This is a genomic window from Streptomyces sp. NPDC005863 (genome assembly GCF_042871345.1).
In the GTDB taxonomy this organism is placed as follows: domain Bacteria; phylum Actinomycetota; class Actinomycetes; order Streptomycetales; family Streptomycetaceae; genus Streptomyces.
The window spans coordinates 108,381-126,314 of sequence record NZ_JBIAII010000011.1 but is presented as its reverse complement, the minus strand read 5'-3'; the positions used below and the strand labels follow the sequence as shown (position 1 = coordinate 126,314).

Here is a 17,934-nt window from a genome sequence, read left to right as displayed (position 1 = left end):
GGGTTGTGGGCGGGGGGGGGGGGGGGTGTGGGGGGGGGGGGGGGGGGGGGGGGGGGGGGGGGGGGGGGGGGGGGGGGGGGGGGGGGGGGGGGGGGGGGGGCCCCCCCCCCGCCCCTCAGTCGTGATCAGAGCTCTGCCACAACGATCAGAGCTTGGACAGCTTCGGGTAAGGACTCAGGAACCGTCCCTGACGGCCCGCGAAGTCGATGACCACAGCGTCCTCTCCTTCGACGCCCACGATCCTCCCAAGGCCGTACTGGTCATGGGAGACCCGGTCACCCACCTCGAAGTGCTCCACTGGTGGGGCGGGCGGGGCGGGCACGTTGAAGGGACTGTTCGGCAGGTGGCGGCGCGAGCCGGGGGGCCTCGTCATGTTTGCAGTATGAGCCCCCGAGCGGTCGCGGCACCATGCTCCGTGCTCACACTGCCCTCACATCGGTATGGAACAGACACACAAGCCACGGGGATCGGGCTCTCCGTCTGCCGTGCGATACCGCCCGAACGGGGGATGCCCGTGACGGACCGCTCCCTTCCGGCCACCGACCGTATCCGCGGAAAACACCGGTCTCAGCCCCGTCGGCGGCGCCACGGCCCTGTGATCGCCAGCATGATGCCGGGCGTCTGGATGTTGGCGTAGAGCGTTCTGCCGTCCGGGGAGAACGTGACGCCGGTGAATTCGCTGTACTCGGGCTTTTCCTCGGTGCCCGCGTTGAGTTCGTTGCGGGCGATCGGATACGTGCGGCCGCTCTCCGTCGCGCCGAACAGGTGCTGGACGCCCTCGCCGTCCTCGGCGATGACCAGGCCGCCGTAGGGCGAGACGGTGATGTTGTCGGGGCCGTCGAAGGCGTCGTCCCTGCCCGGGCCCGGGTTGACGCCGAACAGCACCTTCAGGGTGAGGGTGCGGCGGCCGGGGTGGTAGAACCACACCTGCCCGTCGTGCGGCACGGGGCTCTCGCCGCGGGCGAAGGAGGAGACGACATAGACGCCGCCGTCGCCCCACCACATGCCCTCCAGCTTGCGGGCCCGCGTGATGTCGCCGTCGTCGAACTGCTCGCGCACCGGGACCGTACGGGCGTCGCGGTCGGGCACCTCCACCCAGTCCACGCCGTACACCGTGCCGGTCTTCGTGGCGCGGGACAGGTCGTCGACGAACCGGCCGCCGGAGTCGTAGCACTTGGGGGCCTTCAGGACGCCCGCGTCGTCGGCGAGGCGGCGCAGCCTGCCGCGGCCGTGCTCGAAGCCGTGCGGCGGCGTCCAGCGGTAGAGCAGGCCGTTGGGGCCGGACGCGTCCTCGGTGAGGTAGAGGTGGCCCCGCCGGGGATCGACGACGACGGCCTCGTGGGCGTAACGGCCCAGCGCCTTGATCGGCTTGGGGGCACGGTTGGCCCGCCGGTCCACGGGGTCGACCTCGAAGACGTAGCCGTGGTCCTTGGTCATGCCGTTCCGGCCGGCCTTGTCCTCGGTCTCCTCGCAGGTGAGCCAGGTGCCCCACGGGGTGGAGCCGCCCGCGCAGTTGGTGGCGGTGCCGGCGATGCCCACCCACTCGGCGACGTGCCCGTCGCGGCGGACCTCGACGACGGTGCAGCCGCCGGCCGCGGCGGGGTCGTAGACGAGGCCCTCGGTGAGCGGTACGGGGTGCGGCCACTTGCTCCGGGGGCCGCTCAGCTCGTGGTTGTTGACGAGGAGCGTCGTACCGCGCGGGCCGCCGAAGGCCGCGGTGCCGTCGTGGTGGGACGGGGTGAACTCGCCGGTCTCCAGTCGCGTCCTGCCGCTGTGCGTGAGGACGCGGTACGAGAATCCGGCGGGCAGCGCGAGCAGGCCCTCGGGGTCGGGGATCAGCGGGCCGTAGCCGGGGGCGTGGCCGTGGTCCGGGGCGTGTCCCGCCTCCTGGGCGTCCGCCGGATCACCGGCCTCCTGGAGGTCCGTCGCGGCCAGCGCACCGGGCGCGGTGGCGAGAGCGCCGACGCTGCCGGCCAGGGCGACCCCCGCTCCGGTGATCGCGGAGCGTCTGGTGAAGTCCCTGCGGGTGAGCGACATGGTTCCTCCTGAGGCGCGGAACGGCTGTGCACGGCCGGGCTGCTGTCGGCGCCACCGTCCCGCTCGCGTATAAACGGCGGTTGAACACCGTCCGACGAAGAAGGGCCGCCTTCCATGAACCTGCCCGAGAAGCTGCCGGGCTCCGGCCGCCGCGTCCTGATCAGCGGGGCCTCCCGTGGCCTCGGCCGCGCCCTCGCCCGCGCCTTCGCCGACAACGGCGACCGGGTCGCCGTGCACTACGGCTCGCGCGAGGAGGACGCGCGGGCGACGCTGGCCTCGCTGGCCGGCGAGGGGCACGTCCTGGTGGGCGGCGACCTGTCGGACGCGGCGGGCGCGGCGGACGTGGCGGAGCGGGCGGCCGAGGGGCTCGGCGGCATCGACGTCCTGGTGAACAACGCCGCCGTGAACCTGCCGCACCCGCTCGCCGAGACGTCGTACGAGGAGTGGGCGGCCCTGTGGCAGCGGCACGTCTCGGTGAACCTGCTGGCCACGGCGCACCTCAGCCACCTCGCGGCCCGCCGCATGATCGACCGGGGCACGGGCGGCCGGATCGTGAACATCGGCTCGCGCGGCGCCTTCCGCGGCGAGCCTGACCACCCCGCGTACGGCGCGACGAAGGCGGCCGTGCACGCGCTCGGCCAGTCGCTCGCCGTGTCCCTCGCCCCGCACGGGATCGCGGTGGCGTCGGTGGCGCCCGGCTTCTTCGAGACGGAGCGGGTGGCGCACCGGCTGAGCGGGGCGGAGGGGGCGGCGATCCGTGCGCAGAGCCCGTTCGGGCGGGCGGGGACGGCCGAGGAGATCGCGGCGGCGGTGCTGTGGCTGGCGTCGCCGGCGGCCGAGTGGGCGTCGGGCACGGTGCTCGACCTGAACGGCGCGTCGCATCTGCGGACGTGAGGCCGGCCGGGACAGAGATCGAGACCTGAGGCAGGGCGCCGGACGGGCCGAGGGAGATGGCCCGTCCGGCGTTCTAGGACTGTTCGAGGACTGTTCGAGGACCGAGGGGGCGAGGACTGGGGTCACGGGGCACGAAGCCCCCTTACAGGCCCCCCAGCCCCCTCAGGCCCCGTTACAGACCCTGCTGCGACCTCGCCTTGAAGGCCGCCTTGCGGGCCTCCTTCGCCACCTTCTTGTCGGGGTGCAGGCGGCCCATCGCCTCCAGGACGTCCGCCGTGGCGGGGTGCTCGACCCGCCACGCCGTGGCGAAGAACCCGCTGTGCTGCTCCGCGAGGCCCTCGACCAGGCCCTGCAGCTCGTCCGAGTTGCCCTCGACGGCGAGCTGGGCTGCGAGCGTGTCGATGGTCAGCCAGAAGATGAGCGCCTCCGAGGGCGCGGGCACGTCCGCGGCGCCGTGCTCGGCGAGCCACACCCGGGCGAGGCCGCCGAGCTCCGGGTCGTCGAGGACGGCGCGCAGCGCGGGCTCCGCCTCGTCGCCGACCAGGGAGAGCGCCTGCTGGCAGCGGAGCCTGCGCAGCGGCGCGCCCTCGTCGCCGCCGCGCGCGGCGGCCAGCAACTCACCGGCGGCGCCCAGCGGTTCGTGCCGGGTGAGCCACTGCTCGATCTCCGCCTGGGCGGCGGCCTGCGGGAAGCCGGACGTGCCCTCCAGGAGCGCGTCGGCGCCCTTGTCCGCGAGGTCGCCGACGGCGGGCGCGTCGACGCCGGCCTCCAGCATGCGGGCGCGGATGCCGTACAGGCCGAGCGGGGTGAGGCGGACCATTCCGTAGCGACTGACGTCCTCGTCGTCGAGCGGAGGGGGCTCCTCGGCGCTCTCGTCGTCGACGTCGGCCATCAGCGCCTCGTCGACCGGCTGGTACTCGACGAGGCCGAGCGGCTCGAAGAGCCGGAACTGGTCGTCGAGCTTCATCATCGCGTCCGACACCTGCTCCAGGACGTCGTCCGTGGGCTCGCCCATGTCGTCGGGGACGATCATCGAGGCGGCGAGCGCGGGCAGCGGCACCGGGCCCGCGCCGGCCGCGGCGTCCCCCACGGTGAGCAGGTAGAGGTTGCCGAGCACGCCGTCGAGGAAGTCCGCCTCGGCCTGCGGGTCCCAGCCGAGCTCGTCGAAGTTGACCTCGCCGTTCTCCTCCAGGACGTCGAGGAGGTTCTCCATGTCGGGCACGGTGGCGTCCGCGTACACGGTGTCGAGGGCGCCGAGCCAGATGCCGAGGACGTCTTGCGGGCCGCCCGCGGAGAGCAGCGCGAGGTCCTCGCCCTGGGTGACGGTGCCCTCCGCGCCGTCTTCCTCCGCGTCCGTGACCTCGACGAGCCCGGTGTCGACCGCGACCCGCCAGGCCTCACCGGTGTACGCGGCGGCGTCCGCGTCGTCCGGGGCGAGACCCAGCTCGGCAGCGGCCGCCGGGAGCTGGGCGTCGACGAGCTCGCCGCCCGCGCCGACCCGGGTGTCGGGCCCCGCCCAGCGGGCGAGCCGCACGGCGCGGGACAGCAGCGGCGTGGCGAGCGCGGCCCGCGCGAGATCCGCTTCGGAGTGCAGCAGCACCGGCGGCAGGGTGGCGGGACTTACGGACATCGGCTGGTTCTCCTCCGAAGGTGCGGGACGCCGAAGGTTCGGATCGGCAAGGCGCAAGCCTAGACGGATTTGGCAGCATGCGGCCCGGTTCATGTCCCTGTCAGGTGACGTACAGGCAAAGCGCCCCCGGAGAACCTTGACAACTCCCCTGGTCGCACAAGAGATTGACGCGCGTAGAGGCCCCACCCGGGCCCGTGCCGAAACTCCGTACCTCTCACCCTCATCCGGAGCTGAACCGATGCCTCACATACCGTCGTCCCGCGCCACGAGATCCGCCGCCGTCGGGACCGTCGTCGCCACCGCGCTCGCGGCGGGACTGGTCGTGGCCACCTCGCCCGCCGCCTCCGCCGACGTGGTCCGCATCCACGACATCCAGGGCACCACCCGTGTCTCGCCGCTCGCGGGACAGCAGGTCACGGACGTCGCGGGGATCGTGACCGGCGTCCGCGGCTACGGCTCCAAGGGGTTCTGGATCCAGTCCGCCAAGGGCACGGCCGACGACGACCCGGCCACCAGTGAGGCCGTCTTCGTCTTCACCGGCTCGGCGGCGCCCACCGTCGCGCCGGGGGACGCGGTCCGGGTCTCCGGGACGGTCGGGGAGTACGTGCCCGGGGGCGCAGGCTCCGGCAACCAGTCCCTCACCCAGATCACCAAGCCGACGGTGACCGTGGAGTCGTCCGGCAACGCGCTGCCCGCGCCCGTCACGCTCGACGCGAAGTCGGTGCCCGCCGCGTACGCGCCGCGGGGTGACGCGGCGCAGGGCGGCAGCATCAACGCGCTGCCGCTCAGGCCCCGTTCGTACGCCCTGGACCGGTACGAGTCCCTGGAGGGCATGAACGTACGGGTCGGCAGCTCGCGCGTGGTCGGTGCGACGGACGCGTACAACGAGCTCTGGGTGACGGTGAAGCCGCACGAGAACGCCGACCGGCGCGGCGGCACCGTCTACGGCTCGTACCGCGCGCAGAACGGCGGGCGGTTGCAGATCCAGCAGCTCGCGCCGGTCTCCCAGCAGCCCTTCCCCACGGCGAACGTGGGTGACGTGCTGCGCGGCGGCGCCGAAGGGCCCCTGGACTTCAACCAGTTCGGCGGCTACACCCTGGTGGCGCGCGAACTCGGCGACGTCGTCGACAAGGGGCTTGAGCGCGAGAGGACGCGGCGGCAGAGCAAGGGTGAGCTCGCCGTGGCCACGTACAACGTGGAGAACCTCGACCCGACCGACCCGCAGACCAAGTTCGACGCGCTCGCCGGGGCCGTGGTCTCCAACCTCTCCTCGCCCGACATCGTCGCCCTGGAGGAGATCCAGGACGACAACGGCGCGAAGAACGACGGCACGGTCTCCGCCGAGGCGACCCTGAAGAAGTTCACCGACGCGGTCGTCGCCGCGGGCGGGCCGCGCTACGCGTGGCGCTCCGTCGACCCGCAGAACAACAAGGACGGCGGCGAGCCGGGCGGCAACATCCGGCAGGTCTTCCTCTACAACCCCGAGCGAGTCTCCTTCACCGAGCGCGCGCCCGGCGACGCCACGACGCCCACCGAGGTCGTGCGCGCGGGGAAGCGGGCCGCGCTGAGCCACTCGCCGGGCCGGGTGGACCCGCTGAACGACGCGTGGGCGGACAGCCGCAAGCCGCTGGCCGGCGAGTTCGTCTTCCGCGGCCGCACCGTCTTCGTGATCGCCAACCACTTCGGGTCCAAGGGCGGCGACGAGGGTCTCACCTCACAGCACCAGCCGCCGGTGCGCTCGTCGGAGGCCAAGCGGCTGCGCCAGGCGCAGGCCGTGAACGGCTTCGTGAAGGACCTCCGCAAGGTCCAGCGGAACGCCGACGTCGTCGTCCTCGGCGACATCAACGACCACGAGTTCTCGGCGGCCACCAAGGCCCTGGAGGACGGTGGCGCACTGCGCTCGGCGGTCCGTTCGCTGCCGCGCAGCGAGCGTTACTCGTACGTCTACCAGGGCAACTCGCAGGTCCTGGACCAGATCCTGACCAGCCCGGGGGTGGGCGACGACTTCCATTACGACAGCGTGCACATCAACGCGGAGTTCGCCCGGCAGAACAGCGACCACGACCCGCAGGTGCTGCGGTTCAAGCCCTGACGCGTGGCCCTGACGGCGTGGCGGGGCCGGCTCAGCCGTAGAGGTGGTCGAGCCAGTCCTGCCAGGCCAGTTCGGTGCCCTTGGCGTTCGCGTGCGCGCCGAAGTCGTGGACGCTGACGCCGACGGGGGCGCCGAAGTGGTTGCGGCCGAAGAAGCGGTGCAGCGTCTCGTCCGTGCGCAGGCCGATGAAGTACCGGCTGCGGAAGTCGATCACCGCGTCGAGGTCGCCGCCGGGCGCCTGTGCGCGGACGCGGGCGCCGTCCGTGGCGTCGTCGGGCAGGCCGAGCGCGCGGGCCAGGCGGACGAAGGCGTCCGGGGCGCGGGAGGCGAGCGGGCCGTGCACGCCGGAGAAGGCGACGGGGCGGCCCGCGAAGTACGCCATGTACTGGCCGAGCGTGTGCAGATGGAAGTCGGTGTGCCGGGCGGCGCCGTCGTACCGGTCGTCCGCCGCGCCGGTGAAGATGCCGCCGCGCACATAGCGCAGCCAGGTGCGGCGCCCACCGTCGCGGGGTTCGAGGGTCAGGTCGAGCTGGTTGAGGCTCTGGCCCGGCACCCGGTCCGGGTCCTCGACCCGGGCGCCGAGGTGGCGGGGCGGGTCCCAGCGGGTGACGGTGCCGCCGGAGGGGGCGGCACCGCCCTCGCGGGGCTCGTACTCCATGGGCCACAGCCAGCCGGCGGTGCCGGTGGTGAGGGCGGCCCACAGCTGGCCCGGTGAGCCCTCGACCTCCAGCTCCCGGACGATCTCGAACGCCTGGCCGCCCCCGTCGGCGGCACGGGTCTCGCCGGGGGCCCCGGGGCCGGTGGCTCCGAGTCGGGCGGCTCCGACTCCGGCTCCGGCTTCGGCTCCGGCTCCGGCTCCGGTGGCGGGCCTGCCCCGGCCGGGCCTGCGCCTGCCGGGCCTCTCCGACCTCGTGAACCTCTCAGGCCTCGCGGGCCTCTCAGGCCTCTCAGGCCTCTCAGGCCTCTCAGGCCTCTCAGGCCTCCCGGACCTGCCCGTCCGGCCGTCGCCGGCCCCGTCCTCGCCGCTCATGAGGGTCCCCCGAGGGTGGTGGCCTCGATCACGGTGACGTCGCGCATGGTTCCACCGTCCCGCCGACGCCAATCACTGTCCAGGCGGGCGGCGCCGCGGTCCCCGCGGTGGCCGAAAACTACGTATTGCTCGGTACGAAGCCGTACGTGAACCGGTACCGGGCCACCGCGTCGTCGCGGACCACGCCGGGGAAGTCCTGCACCCGCCGCCAGTGCGGTGTCGGCGAGCCGACGCCGTCGCCGGCCGCGGCGAGCGCGTCGACGTGGGCCTGCTCGCTCTCCCACTCGGCGTAGTTGACGACCCGCCGGCCGTCCGTGCTGACGTGGAAGTGCGCGGAGAGCAGGCCGGGGTGGCCGGCCGGGTCGGTGTCCAGGGCCTCGACCACACCGTCGACCCAGGCGCGCTGCCGGTCCGCGTCGGGCCCGTCGAAGTCGATCTGCACGATGACGACCGTGCCCGGCTCGCGCCCCTCGCGCCCGCCGTCACCGTCCCCGTCACCCTCACGGTTGCCGGTCCAACTGCGGTACAGCCGCGTCTTGTTCAGGCCGAGCCGCGCGATGCCCGGCACGGCCGCGTCGATGTCGGCGTTCCTGGCGTCCCTGCCGTTGCCGGAGTGCGCGAAGAACTCCTGGTAGGCGGCTTCGTCCCGCCACTGCGAGTGGTGCAGGACGGTCGAGCCGTCGGCGCCCGCGTACACCGCGTACGAGAGCAGCCCCTCGTGCGGCCAGGGGCGGCTCCCCCAGGCCGTGGCGATGGCGTCCAGGGTGGCCCGCTGCCGCTCGGGCGAGCCCGTGCTCCACGTACTGATGAAGGTGAGGCCGGCGTCGGGGCGGGCGGGACGGGGGTGGGTCCCGGTGGTGAGGGTGGCGGGGGTGGTGGGGGTCGCGGGCATGGCGGGGCCGTCCTTACGGGAGTTGTCGGCGCCGGCGCGGGGGCCGCCCCGGCGGTGTCAGGGACAACGCTCCAACTTCAACCACGGTTGAGGTCAAGCCCGCACGGTCGACGTCATGCCCCCTCATCCACCACCCACCGCCTCATCCGCCACCCGCACCCGCCCCCGCACCCACCGCCCATCGCCTCACGCGCGGTCCCGCGCCACCACGGGCTCCAGCTCGGGGCGCTTCGCCTCCCGGCCGTCCCCCGACGAGCGCCCGCGGATCCTCCGCCACACCCAGGGCCCCATGAAGCCGGCGAACCACCGCGCCTCCGCCGTCGCCGCCCCCAGCACGGACACCGGGGCCAGGGGAGGCAGCGGGCTCAGCCAGTCGTCGCGCCCGATGACGCCGAGCGCGCCCGCCATGCCCGCCGCGATCCTGGCGTGGCCGAGCGGACTCGCGTGCAGCCGGTCGCCGCTCCACAGCCGCGGATCGGTGGTGAGGCGGTGCGGGAACGTGTCGAACACGGTCACCCCGTGCCGGTCGGCGGCCGCGCGGATACGGGCGTTGAGGTCCAGGACGCGGGGCAGCGCGCGCCGCGCGAGCGGCGAGATGCGCCCGAGATCGGGGAAGGTCACGGTCGCCACCTGGGCCCCGGCCGCGGTGAGTTCGGTGAACATCTCCTCGATGTCGGCGGCGACGAGCCCGGCGTCGAACCCCGGCCGCACCAGGTCGTTCATCCCGGCCATGACCGTCACCAGATCCGGCTTCAGGGCGAGGGCGGGCCCCAGTTGCTCCGCCTTGATCCCCGCCGTGCGACGGCCGCGCACGGCGAGGTTGGCGTACGTGAACTCCGGGTGCCCGGCGGCGAGAATCTCGGCGAGCCGGTCGGCCCAGCCGCGGTGGCCGTGCGTGTCGTCGCCGTCCCCGAGCCCTTCCGTCTGACTGTCGCCGATGGCGACGTAGCGCGCGTACGAGTGGTGCGGTGTGCGGGTCATGGCCAGAGCTTGCTGCAGCGGCCCGTAGCCGTCAATGCGCGCCCGCCCGGCCCCCCGTTCCTGCTCACAGCAGGTGACCCCCGCCGTCCACCAGCAGTACTTCCCCGGTGATGTACGAGGAGTTGGTGAGGTCGGCCACCGCCCCGGCGATGTCCTCGGGGCACCCGATCCGGCCCAGCGGGAGCCGGTCCGCCACCGCCGCCATGGACTCCTCGATGCCCTCGACGCCGTCGAACCAGGGAGTGTCGATCATGCCGGGCGCCACCGCGTTGACCCGCACCTCGGGGCCGAGCGTCTTGGCGAGCAGCTTGGTCATGTGGTTCACGGCGGCCTTGCTGACCGCGTACGGGATGGAGCTGCCGTTCGGCCGCACGCCCGCCTGCGAGGAGATGTTGACGATGCTGCCCGCGCCGCTCGCCCGCAGATGCGGCACGGCCGCGGTGATGGTCTGCCACACGCCGATGACGTTGACGTCGTACAGCTCCCGCCACACCTCGGGGCGGGCGGCCGCGAGGTCGTCGTGGTCGATGAACCGGGTGGTCCCGGCGCAGTTGACCAGGATGTCCAGGCGTCCGTACGTGTCGACGGCGCTCTGCACGAGACGTGTGGCGTCGGCCTCGTCGGCGACGCTCGCCCGCACGTAGACGGCGTCCGGCAGTTCGGCCGCCAGCTTCCTGCCGGCCGCCACCGACGTGGCGGAGTTGACCACCACGCGCACGCCGGCGGCGGCGAGACGGCGGGCCACGGCGGCGCCGATCCCGGAGGAGGAGCCGGTCACCAGGGCGACCCGCCGCTCCTCGGTCCGGCCGTCGCCGCCGCGGATCGTGCGCGTGGCCGTGCCGCCGCGGATCGTGCGCGTGGCCGTGCCGCCGCGGATCGTGTGCGTGGCGGTGCCGCCGGTGCTCTCGCCGTTGTTGTCGTTCATCGAGCCTCAAGCCTCTGTGTCGTCCGGCCTGTCGGCGCCCGCGTCGATCATGCCAGACGGCCCCGGCGCGAGGCCCGGCGGACGACCCCGGAGGTCAGCCCGGCCAGCGGCCCGTCACACGTCGCACGCCGATCGCGCCGCCGCGGTCCACCGCGGCCCTGACCACGGCGAAGATCGCTCCCTGCAGCGCCGCCGCGGCCAGGATCTCGCCCCAGCCGCGGTCCTCGTCGTGCGCGTCCGGCGCGTCGTCCTCGCCCGCCACCGCCTTCCAGGTGCGGTTGAAGACCGCGCTCGCCGCCAGGCCGCCCAGCATGCCGAAGGCCATGCCGAGCGGCTTGTAGAGCACCTTGGACCCGCTCATCGGCGGCCCGCCCGCTTGCGGCGGCGCAGCATCGCGACGGCGAGCAGGACGCCCGCGCCCGCCGCGGCGAGCTTCCCCGGGTGCCGGCCGCCGGTCCGCACGACGCCGCTCGCGGCGGCCCGTACGGGCTCCGGCGTACCCTCCTGCACCCGGCGGGCGGCCTCGGCCACCTTCGCCTCGGCCTGGACCACGGCCGGGTGCTGTTCCGCGCGCGCCTTGCCGTCGAGCACGGCGCCCTTGGCGCGCCCGGCGCCCTCGATGGCCTTGCCCTTGGCGAGGGCCGCGCCTTCGACCGCCTTGCCCTTCGCGAGGGCCGCGCTCTCGACCGCCTTGCCCTTGGCGCGTGCGGCACCCTCGGCCGTCGCACTCTTGGCGTGCCCGGCCTCGCCGGTGGCCTTGTCCTTGGCGCGCGCCGCCTGTTCCGTCACCTTGTCCTTCACCTGTGCCGCCGTCCCTTGTACTTGGTCCTTCACCGCCGCCGCCCGGTTCCGGGCGCGGGCCTTCACATCCGCCTTCGCCGCCAGTTCCTCGACGGTCTCGCCGAGGCGGCCGCGGGTGTCCTCGATCTGCCGGCGCAGCTCGTCCGGCCCCTTCGCACCCGCGTTCTTCGGGTCCTTCGGAGCGTTCGTCATCGGTGGGCCCTTTCCTTGATCTCCTCGACATCCGCCTTGACGCTGTCCATCGCCTCCTGCGGCACGGGCGGTACGGCGCGGGCCAGTTGGCCGCGCCCCATCGCGCCGAGCACCCCGGCGACGACGAAGAGCACGCCGGTGACGATCAGGATGGCGGCCCATACGGGCAGCGCCAGGGAGAGAGCCGCAGCCGCCGTCGCCGACAGCGCCATGAGCCCGACGTACGAGACCGCGCCGGCCGCTCCGATGAGCCCACCGCCGCGTCCCGCGCGTTTGCCCTTCGCCGCCATCTCCTGGGCGGCGAGCCGCATTTCCTGGCGTACGAGTTCCGAAAGCTGCGCGGTGGCCTGCTCGACGAGCTCTCCCACCGAGTGCTGCGCGTGCTCGCTCGTCGGCTGCCCGCGCGTCGGCTGCTCGCCCATGGTCCCGGTCACAGTGTCGCCTCCCTTCCGGTCGGGAGGCCCGAGTACCCGGGCGTGGCGGTGCTATCCCCGCTGATCGCCGGTGAACCGCGCCAGTTCCTCCTGGAACCAGTCGACCCTGGCCTGGAGCAGCGCCGCCTCGGCCATCAGTTCGGGCATGCCGAGCCCCGCCCCCTCACCGATGTACGGGGACGGGGCGGCCGCGACGACCCGCAGCCCCTCCCCCGCGAGCCGGCCGAACTCCGCGACGGCCAGCACCCGCCGCCCGCCCCGGCACCGCCCGCACACGGCCTCGACCACCCGCCACCCCGGCCTGCCCCACCCCGCGTCGGCGAGCAGCGGGGCCGCCGCGCCGCACGCGCAGGCTGGCAGCGTCGCCGTACGCACCCGCTGCCGCGCGTACCGGAACCCGCGCTCGAAACGGATGTACGCGCCGAGCACCGTCACCTCCAGGAGCGCCGCTCCACGGTGTTCGGCCGTGCACAGCAGGGCCTCGGCCGTGGCGCGGTCGTGCACGCAGTGGAAGCCGCAGTCGCAGCGGCGGTGCGGGGCGCGGTGGCGTCTGCCGTAGACGCAGCGGGCCTCGTCGAGCACGCCGTACGGCAGCGCCCCGCCGAGGGAGACGCCGGTGAAGCCCGTCCGAGTGCCGTCGTGGGACAGCACCGGGCGGGCGATCTTGTAACCGGTGGGCGGCTCCGTCGGGCGTTCCTCGGGGAGCCGCAGCCTCATCGGGCGGCCGCGACCTCGGCCGGCCGGTCCTGCGCGGGACGCTCCGGCCCGGAGGCGACCGCCGGCGCCTCCTTCTCCGGTACCGGCTCCTCCTGGAGGGCCGCGGGCCGTTCCTCGGCGATGCCGGTGGAGAGTGCCTTGCCGAGCTTCATGACGCCTCCTGGGGGCCGACTCTTCCGCCATGGTGCCTCAGACGGGGGCGAGTTGGCACCAGTGCGTCGGTCCCGCCCCGGGACACGTCCGCGTCAGCGGCGGGCGAAGACGGGCGTCCACCGGTCGGCGGAGCCGCTCTTTCCTCCCGTGAATCCGCTGAGCGGCACGGTCTTCTTGCTCCCGACGGTGATGAGGACCAGCCGCTGCCGGTACTCGCTCGTACCGGGCGCGATGTCCCAGGCGATCAGCCGCTTGTCGTCGGCCCAGGCGAGCAGTTGCTGACCGGGCAGCTTGGCGACGCGCTTGCCGGTCAGCGGGTCGAGGAGTTCGGTGGCGGTGGTCTTCATGCCGCCCGCGAAGTCACCGGCGGCGAGCTTCCCGTTCGGCGAGAGCCGGGCCTCGACGGCCCACGGCAGGTACTTCTCCCGTGCGGGCGCGCTCTTCTTGTGCCCCGCGAAGTCGTAGTACTGGTGGCCCGGCGCGCGGATGAGACCCGAGTAGACCAGCGAGCCGTCCTGACTGAAGTCGAAGTCCTGCCTGGTGTTGATGTCCGAGAAGCCGAATCCGCCGCTCTTGGTCTTCACCGCGCTCCACTCCCCGTCCCCCGATGCCACGTCGAGGACGTAGAAGCCGGTCCGGCTCGGATCGGCGGGCCCCGGCCGCTCGGTCTTGCCGTCGCTCATCGGCCGGTCCTTGTCGAGCCGGTCCGGATCCTTCGCGTAGGTGGTGGCGACGATCCTCCTGCCGTCGGGCGAGAAGGAGACACCTCCGACCTCGTGCTCCACCGGGATCCAGCGGTCCACCTTGCCCGTGACCATGTCCAGCAGCCCGATCCGCCGCGCGGGCAGGCCGCGCTCCAGCACGGCGGCCGTCCGCATGCCGGGGGCGACGTCCAGCCACGACCAGCGGGGGTCCTCGCGGTACGTGCCGGTCTTCTGGTCCAGCAGCCGGTAGGTGCGGGTGATGACGGCGTCGCCGTCGCGCTGCGCGACCTGTTTGCTCGTGTCGTACGCGGCGAGCGCCGTGTCGCCTGCGGCGATCAGGTCCCGCGGCGGCGTCTGGCCGGGGTGCGCGACCACGTCGTCGCTCTGCAGCTCACTGGCCGGGCGAGGGCCCCGTTCCGCGGAGTCCGTGTCGATGGCCGGGACCGCCACCGCCACGACGGCGGCCGTCACCGCGGCGAGCGAGGTGCCCGCGACCGTCCTGGCCCTGCGCCGTCGCCGGGCGGCCAGCACCCGGTCCGCGAAGTCGCCCGGCACCGGAGCCTCTTGTGCCGCCTGGTCCCGGAGCGACTCGCGCACGAGATCTGTCACGTTCACGGTCATGCCTCCACGGGCGAGAAGTCGGGGGAGCCACAAGCTCGGCGGCCGGCCGGGGCGTCGAGCCGCGCCAGTTCGGGGGCGAGGGCGCGCAGCCGGGCCAGGGACCGGTGCGTCGTACTGCGTACGGTGCCGACGGAACAGCCGAGGACCGCGGCCACCTCCGCCTCCGGCAGGTCCTCGAAGTACCGCAGTACGAGGACGGTCCGCTGGCGCGCGGTGAGCTTGGCGAGCGCCCCGCGCATGACGATGCGCAGCTCCGCGGCGGAGGTGCCGTCGCCGGACGCGGCGCGCTCCGGCGGCTCGGCGACGGCCAGTTCGCGCCGCGGCCACTTCAGCCGCCACCTGCTGACCTGCTGCCGGTACAGGATCCGCCGTACGTACGCCTCGGGTTCGTCGATCCGCTGCCACCGTCCCGCGGCTCTGACGAGCGCGTTCTGCAGCAGGTCCTCGCCCGCGTGCCGGTCGCCCCCGCTGAGCAGCACGGCGGTCCTCAGCAGCGCGGGCGACCTGGCCGCCACGAACTCCCGGAAACTCTCCTGCTCCTGGACATTCATCGTCACCTTCGCTCCCTGGGGGCCTGTCGCCCTCCCGCACTCAGCAGGACGGGGGCGGGGGCCCGCGGCTATGCCTGTGGTGCGGAAGAAATGCGGGAGAAATCTCGCCGCCGCGCGAAACGAACCGCCCGGCGAAACGAAAGGAGCGGCCACCCCGAGGGTGGCCGCTCCGGTGTGGCTCGCTCAGCGCGCGGCGGGGAAGCCCGCGGCCTTGGTCCAGAGCAGGGTGTCGGAGCCGCGGCTGAAGGTGACCTTCTTGCCGCCGGGGGCGACGACGATCTTCTCCCAGCCGTCGAAGTTCTTGGTGACGTGCTTGTCCCACGTGGTCAGCGGGCCGACGGCCACCGCGGCGACCGAAGCGGTGGGCGGCTCGCCGTCGGCGCAGTACGGACCGAAGTCGCCGAAGGCGGCGACCGTGCCGTCCTTGGCCTTGAGCGTGATCCCCTGGCAGGCGTCGGCGGTGGTCCGGTGGACCGCGGCCGGCTCGGACCAGCCCTTGGCGGTGGGGCTGTAGTCCTGCACGAAGAGCCCCTTGTCACGCAGGTAGTACATGGCGACGCGACGCCCGTCGGCGAGCTTGACCTGCGCGTTGAAGGGGCTGGGGCTGCCGCTCCAGGGGATGTCGCTCTTGCCCAGCGGATGGCTGTGGTCACCGGCCACGGCCCTGCCGCCGGCCTCCGCTGCGGCCCGGTCGGCGGCCTGCGCGGCGGCCCGGGGAGCGTCCACCCGGTCCTGCCCGACGCTCTGCCCGCCCCCGGCCACGAGCCCGAGCACCACCACGGCGCCGAGCGCCAGAGCCCGCGTACCCGTCCTGTTCATGCTGTTCCCCCTGGGATCCGTGGGACCCCCGCGGATCCCAGGGGAGCAGACGTTACCGGCACCCGCGCGGTTCCGGCAGGTCCGTGATCAGTTGTGGCTGTGCAGGACCTCGTTCAGGCCGCCCCATACCGCGTTGTTCGGGCGGGCCTCGACCGTGCCGGTGACCGAGTTGCGGCGGAAGAGGATGTTGGAGGCGCCGGAGAGCTCGCGGGCCTTGACGATCTGGCCGTCGGGCATGGTCACGCGGGTGCCCGCGGTGACGTACAGGCCGGCCTCGACCACGCACTCGTCGCCCAGCGCGATGCCGACGCCCGCCTCGGCGCCGACCAGGCAGCGCTCGCCGATGACGATGCGGACGTTGCCGCCGCCGGAGAGCGTGCCCATGGTGGACGCGCCGCCGCCGATGTCCGAGCCGTCGCCGACGACCACGCCGGCGGAGATGCGGCCCTCGACCATGGAGGTGCCGAGCGTGCCCGCGTTGAAGTTCACGAAGCCCTCGTGCATGACCGTGGTGCCCTCGGCGAGGTGCGCGCCGAGCCGGACGCGGTCGGCGTCGGCGATGCGGACGCCCTTCGGCGTGACGTAGTCCGTCATGCGCGGGAACTTGTCGATGGACGTCACGGCGAGGTGCAGGCCCTCGGCGCGGGCGTTGAGCCGGACCTTCTCGACGTCATCGACGGCGACCGGGCCGAGCGAGGTCCAGGCGACGTTGGCGAGGAAGGCGAACTGGCCGTCCAGGTTCACGCCGTGCGGCTTGACCAGGCGGTGGCTGAGCAGGTGCAGACGCAGATAGACGTCGTGGGCGTCCAGCGGCTTGTCGTCGAGGGACGCGATGACCGTACGTACGGCGATGATCTCGACGCCACGGCGGGCGTCCGGGCCGATGGCCTGGGCCGCGCCGGCACCGAGCAGCTCCACGGCACGCTCGGCGGACAGCCGCTCGCTGCCGGCGGGGCCCGGCTCCGCGGCGAGCTCGGGCGCGGGGAACCAGGTGTCGAGAACGGTGCCGTCGGCGGCGACGGTGGCGAGGCCTGCGGCGACGGCGCCGGTGGTGCGAGAAGCATTCGTGTCGGTCATGGGTGAAACCTAACCGGAGGTGCCGCGCGCGGGCGAACCGGTCTCAGGGTCCGGGCCACCCGAGGTCACGGGCGCGGACGGCGCCCCCTCACGCACCCGCTCCGACACCCGCCCCGCCTCAGGTCCTGACACCCGTCCCCCTCCCCGCCCCACCACGAGGACCGCACACCCCGCCACCCCCGCGAGCACCGCGCAGACCGGCCACAGCAGTCCCGGTGCCGCGCTGTACAGGGCGCCGCCGAGCGGAGCCGACAGCACGACGCCGCTGACCGAGACGCCCGAATACAGACTCTGGAAGCGGCCCTGCACGTGCGCGGGCGCATGGTCGGCGACGTAGGCGGTGGCCGGGGTCTTGTAGAGGATCTCCCCGGCCGTGAGCAGCAGCATCATCGCCACCGCGGTGGCGAGCCCGGTGCCGGTGGCGAGCACGGCGTACCCCGCGCCCACGAGCAGCAGCCCGCCCCCGATGATCCGCAGCGGCGCGCGGCCGCGCAGGGCGAGGGTGGCGGGGAGTTCGAGGAGGAGGATGACGCCGCCGTTGACGGCCAGGAGCCAGCCGTAGACGCCGGTGTCCAGGCCGTGCCGGTCGAGGTCGACGGGGAGCGTCGCGTACTGCTGCCGGTAGACGAGGTCGGTGAGGAGGATGGCGCCGAGGAGGACGAGGACGGCGGGGCGCCGGCGCAGGGCGGCGAAGACTCCCTCACCCCGACCACCCTTGCCGGCCAGACCCGTATCCGTACTCGTACCCGCACCCATACCCGTACCCGTCCGCACCGCGCCGTGCGTGGGCAGCACCCGCCAGGCGTACGCGGCGAAGGCGAGCGTGCCGAGTCCGTCGACGGCGAAGAGCCAGCCGTACGAGACGTGCGCGATGAGCAGCGCGCCCAGCGGCGGCCCCACGGTGAAGCCCGCGTTGGTGGCGAACCGCATCACGGCGAAGCCCTGGCGCCGCACGCCCTGCGGCACGGTGACGGCGACGAGGGCACTGTTGGCGGCGCGCGCGCAGCCACCGGCGTACTGGCTCAGGGCCGGTACGACGTACAGCAGCGCGACCGGCAGGACGGACAGCGAGAGCACCCCCACTCCGGAGAGCACCAACCCGGCGAGCAGCACCCGCCGGTGGCCGTACCGGTCGCCGAACCAGCCGCCGGTGAAGTTGCCCGCGACCGCGCCGACCCCGCCGATGCCGCTGATCACTCCGGCTCGGGCGACGGAGAGGCCCACCTCGTCCGTCAGATAGACGAAGAAGTAGACGAAGGTGAAGGTGACGACCATGGTGCAGAACTGGCCGGCGGCGAGCAGCCAGACCGTCCTCGGTACCTCACGCAATGCCGCCCCCACGGATCGTCGAGTCAGTTCCTTTTGGGAACGGACTATGTCAGCA

The 17,934-nt window shown here is 73.6% G+C and carries 19 protein-coding genes; 2 read left to right on the top strand and 17 right to left on the bottom strand.

Annotation, left to right across the window (positions count from 1 at the left end; genetic code table 11):
• Positions 1 to 145: 145 nt before the first annotated feature.
• Complete coding sequence (locus ACFYO9_RS31155; RefSeq protein ID WP_355818053.1) at positions 146 to 373, bottom strand: CarD family transcriptional regulator; 228 nt, start codon at positions 371 to 373, stop codon at positions 146 to 148.
• Between the two features lie 194 nt (positions 374 to 567).
• Positions 568 to 2,037, bottom strand: coding sequence for an alkaline phosphatase PhoX (locus ACFYO9_RS31150; protein WP_358777658.1), 1,470 nt, complete (start codon positions 2,035 to 2,037; stop codon positions 568 to 570).
• A gap of 114 nt (positions 2,038 to 2,151) precedes the next feature.
• Between ACFYO9_RS31150 and ACFYO9_RS31145 the strand changes: the two genes are divergently transcribed.
• Positions 2,152 to 2,931 (top strand): SDR family oxidoreductase, encoded by a 780-nt coding sequence (locus ACFYO9_RS31145; RefSeq protein WP_358777657.1) that lies wholly within the window; start codon positions 2,152 to 2,154, stop codon positions 2,929 to 2,931.
• 172 nt (positions 2,932 to 3,103) lie between these two features.
• Here the strand turns inward: ACFYO9_RS31145 and ACFYO9_RS31140 are convergent, their stop codons facing one another.
• Positions 3,104 to 4,561, bottom strand: coding sequence for a hypothetical protein (locus ACFYO9_RS31140; RefSeq protein ID WP_358710989.1), 1,458 nt, complete (start codon positions 4,559 to 4,561; stop codon positions 3,104 to 3,106).
• 238 nt (positions 4,562 to 4,799) lie between these two features.
• Here ACFYO9_RS31140 and ACFYO9_RS31135 point away from each other — a divergent pair, with 238 nt between their 5' ends.
• Positions 4,800 to 6,653 (top strand): endonuclease/exonuclease/phosphatase family protein, encoded by a 1,854-nt coding sequence (locus ACFYO9_RS31135; protein WP_358777656.1) that lies wholly within the window; start codon positions 4,800 to 4,802, stop codon positions 6,651 to 6,653.
• Positions 6,654 to 6,684: 31 nt separating this feature from the next.
• Here the strand turns inward: ACFYO9_RS31135 and ACFYO9_RS31130 are convergent, their stop codons facing one another.
• The 14 genes from ACFYO9_RS31130 to ACFYO9_RS31065 all read right to left on the bottom strand — a co-directional run bounded on the left by ACFYO9_RS31130 (position 6,685) and on the right by ACFYO9_RS31065 (position 17,879).
• Positions 6,685 to 7,311, bottom strand: coding sequence for an SRPBCC domain-containing protein (locus ACFYO9_RS31130; protein WP_358777655.1), 627 nt, complete (start codon positions 7,309 to 7,311; stop codon positions 6,685 to 6,687).
• Positions 7,312 to 7,801: 490 nt separating this feature from the next.
• Positions 7,802 to 8,575 (bottom strand): antibiotic biosynthesis monooxygenase, encoded by a 774-nt coding sequence (locus tag ACFYO9_RS31125; RefSeq protein ID WP_355818038.1) that lies wholly within the window; start codon positions 8,573 to 8,575, stop codon positions 7,802 to 7,804.
• A 186-nt stretch (positions 8,576 to 8,761) separates the two neighbouring features.
• Positions 8,762 to 9,556 (bottom strand): SGNH/GDSL hydrolase family protein, encoded by a 795-nt coding sequence (locus ACFYO9_RS31120; protein WP_355818035.1) that lies wholly within the window; start codon positions 9,554 to 9,556, stop codon positions 8,762 to 8,764.
• Positions 9,557 to 9,620: 64 nt separating this feature from the next.
• On the bottom strand, positions 9,621 to 10,481 hold the full coding sequence (locus ACFYO9_RS31115; RefSeq protein WP_358777654.1) for a glucose 1-dehydrogenase: 861 nt from the start codon (positions 10,479 to 10,481) through the stop codon (positions 9,621 to 9,623).
• Positions 10,482 to 10,575: 94 nt separating this feature from the next.
• Positions 10,576 to 10,842: a DUF4235 domain-containing protein gene (locus ACFYO9_RS31110; RefSeq protein ID WP_355818029.1), complete on the bottom strand. Its 267-nt coding sequence runs from the start codon at positions 10,840 to 10,842 to the stop codon at positions 10,576 to 10,578.
• The gene (locus ACFYO9_RS31105) at positions 10,839 to 11,474 is read right to left on the bottom strand and encodes a DUF3618 domain-containing protein (protein ID WP_358777653.1); all 636 of its coding nucleotides are present in this window, start codon (positions 11,472 to 11,474) and stop codon (positions 10,839 to 10,841) included. The genes ACFYO9_RS31110 and ACFYO9_RS31105 overlap by 4 nt, the downstream gene beginning before the upstream one ends.
• Entirely contained in the window at positions 11,471 to 11,908 is a 438-nt protein-coding gene (locus tag ACFYO9_RS31100) for a phage holin family protein (protein ID WP_388666752.1), read from the bottom strand. The genes ACFYO9_RS31105 and ACFYO9_RS31100 overlap by 4 nt, the downstream gene beginning before the upstream one ends.
• Positions 11,909 to 11,959: 51 nt before the next feature.
• Positions 11,960 to 12,625 carry a hypothetical protein gene (locus ACFYO9_RS31095; RefSeq protein WP_358777652.1) on the bottom strand — a complete coding sequence of 222 codons (666 nt, stop codon included), beginning with the start codon at positions 12,623 to 12,625 and terminating at the stop codon, positions 11,960 to 11,962.
• The gene (locus ACFYO9_RS31090) at positions 12,622 to 12,777 is read right to left on the bottom strand and encodes a hypothetical protein (protein ID WP_358777651.1); all 156 of its coding nucleotides are present in this window, start codon (positions 12,775 to 12,777) and stop codon (positions 12,622 to 12,624) included. Before ACFYO9_RS31090 ends, ACFYO9_RS31095 begins: the two co-directional genes overlap by 4 nt.
• Before the next feature lie 93 nt (positions 12,778 to 12,870).
• Entirely contained in the window at positions 12,871 to 14,103 is a 1,233-nt protein-coding gene (locus tag ACFYO9_RS31085; protein WP_358777650.1) for a WD40 repeat domain-containing protein, read from the bottom strand.
• Positions 14,100 to 14,654 (bottom strand): SigE family RNA polymerase sigma factor, encoded by a 555-nt coding sequence (locus ACFYO9_RS31080; protein ID WP_358777662.1) that lies wholly within the window; start codon positions 14,652 to 14,654, stop codon positions 14,100 to 14,102. Before ACFYO9_RS31080 ends, ACFYO9_RS31085 begins: the two co-directional genes overlap by 4 nt.
• Before the next feature lie 183 nt (positions 14,655 to 14,837).
• Entirely contained in the window at positions 14,838 to 15,473 is a 636-nt protein-coding gene (locus ACFYO9_RS31075; RefSeq protein WP_358777649.1) for a hypothetical protein, read from the bottom strand.
• A gap of 87 nt (positions 15,474 to 15,560) precedes the next feature.
• Entirely contained in the window at positions 15,561 to 16,550 is a 990-nt protein-coding gene (dapD, locus tag ACFYO9_RS31070; protein ID WP_358777648.1) for a 2,3,4,5-tetrahydropyridine-2,6-dicarboxylate N-succinyltransferase, read from the bottom strand.
• 9 nt (positions 16,551 to 16,559) lie between these two features.
• Positions 16,560 to 17,879, bottom strand: coding sequence for an MFS transporter (locus tag ACFYO9_RS31065; protein ID WP_388666749.1), 1,320 nt, complete (start codon positions 17,877 to 17,879; stop codon positions 16,560 to 16,562).
• Positions 17,880 to 17,934: the final 55 nt, after the last annotated feature.

Coding starts and splice junctions, on each gene's coding strand:
- ACFYO9_RS31155 (WP_355818053.1), bottom strand. CDS start 373: ATGACGAGGCCCCCCGGCTCGCGCCGCCACCTGCCGAACAGTCCCTTC.
- ACFYO9_RS31150 (WP_358777658.1), bottom strand. CDS start 2,037: ATGTCGCTCACCCGCAGGGACTTCACCAGACGCTCCGCGATCACCGGA.
- ACFYO9_RS31145 (WP_358777657.1), top strand. CDS start 2,152: ATGAACCTGCCCGAGAAGCTGCCGGGCTCCGGCCGCCGCGTCCTGATC.
- ACFYO9_RS31140 (WP_358710989.1), bottom strand. CDS start 4,561: ATGTCCGTAAGTCCCGCCACCCTGCCGCCGGTGCTGCTGCACTCCGAA.
- ACFYO9_RS31135 (WP_358777656.1), top strand. CDS start 4,800: ATGCCTCACATACCGTCGTCCCGCGCCACGAGATCCGCCGCCGTCGGG.
- ACFYO9_RS31130 (WP_358777655.1), bottom strand. CDS start 7,311: ATGGAGTACGAGCCCCGCGAGGGCGGTGCCGCCCCCTCCGGCGGCACC.
- ACFYO9_RS31125 (WP_355818038.1), bottom strand. CDS start 8,575: ATGCCCGCGACCCCCACCACCCCCGCCACCCTCACCACCGGGACCCAC.
- ACFYO9_RS31120 (WP_355818035.1), bottom strand. CDS start 9,556: ATGACCCGCACACCGCACCACTCGTACGCGCGCTACGTCGCCATCGGC.
- ACFYO9_RS31115 (WP_358777654.1), bottom strand. CDS start 10,481: ATGAACGACAACAACGGCGAGAGCACCGGCGGCACCGCCACGCACACG.
- ACFYO9_RS31110 (WP_355818029.1), bottom strand. CDS start 10,842: ATGAGCGGGTCCAAGGTGCTCTACAAGCCGCTCGGCATGGCCTTCGGC.
- ACFYO9_RS31105 (WP_358777653.1), bottom strand. CDS start 11,474: ATGACGAACGCTCCGAAGGACCCGAAGAACGCGGGTGCGAAGGGGCCG.
- ACFYO9_RS31095 (WP_358777652.1), bottom strand. CDS start 12,625: ATGAGGCTGCGGCTCCCCGAGGAACGCCCGACGGAGCCGCCCACCGGT.
- ACFYO9_RS31090 (WP_358777651.1), bottom strand. CDS start 12,777: ATGAAGCTCGGCAAGGCACTCTCCACCGGCATCGCCGAGGAACGGCCC.
- ACFYO9_RS31085 (WP_358777650.1), bottom strand. CDS start 14,103: ATGACCGTGAACGTGACAGATCTCGTGCGCGAGTCGCTCCGGGACCAG.
- ACFYO9_RS31080 (WP_358777662.1), bottom strand. CDS start 14,654: ATGAATGTCCAGGAGCAGGAGAGTTTCCGGGAGTTCGTGGCGGCCAGG.
- ACFYO9_RS31075 (WP_358777649.1), bottom strand. CDS start 15,473: ATGAACAGGACGGGTACGCGGGCTCTGGCGCTCGGCGCCGTGGTGGTG.
- dapD (WP_358777648.1), bottom strand. CDS start 16,550: ATGACCGACACGAATGCTTCTCGCACCACCGGCGCCGTCGCCGCAGGC.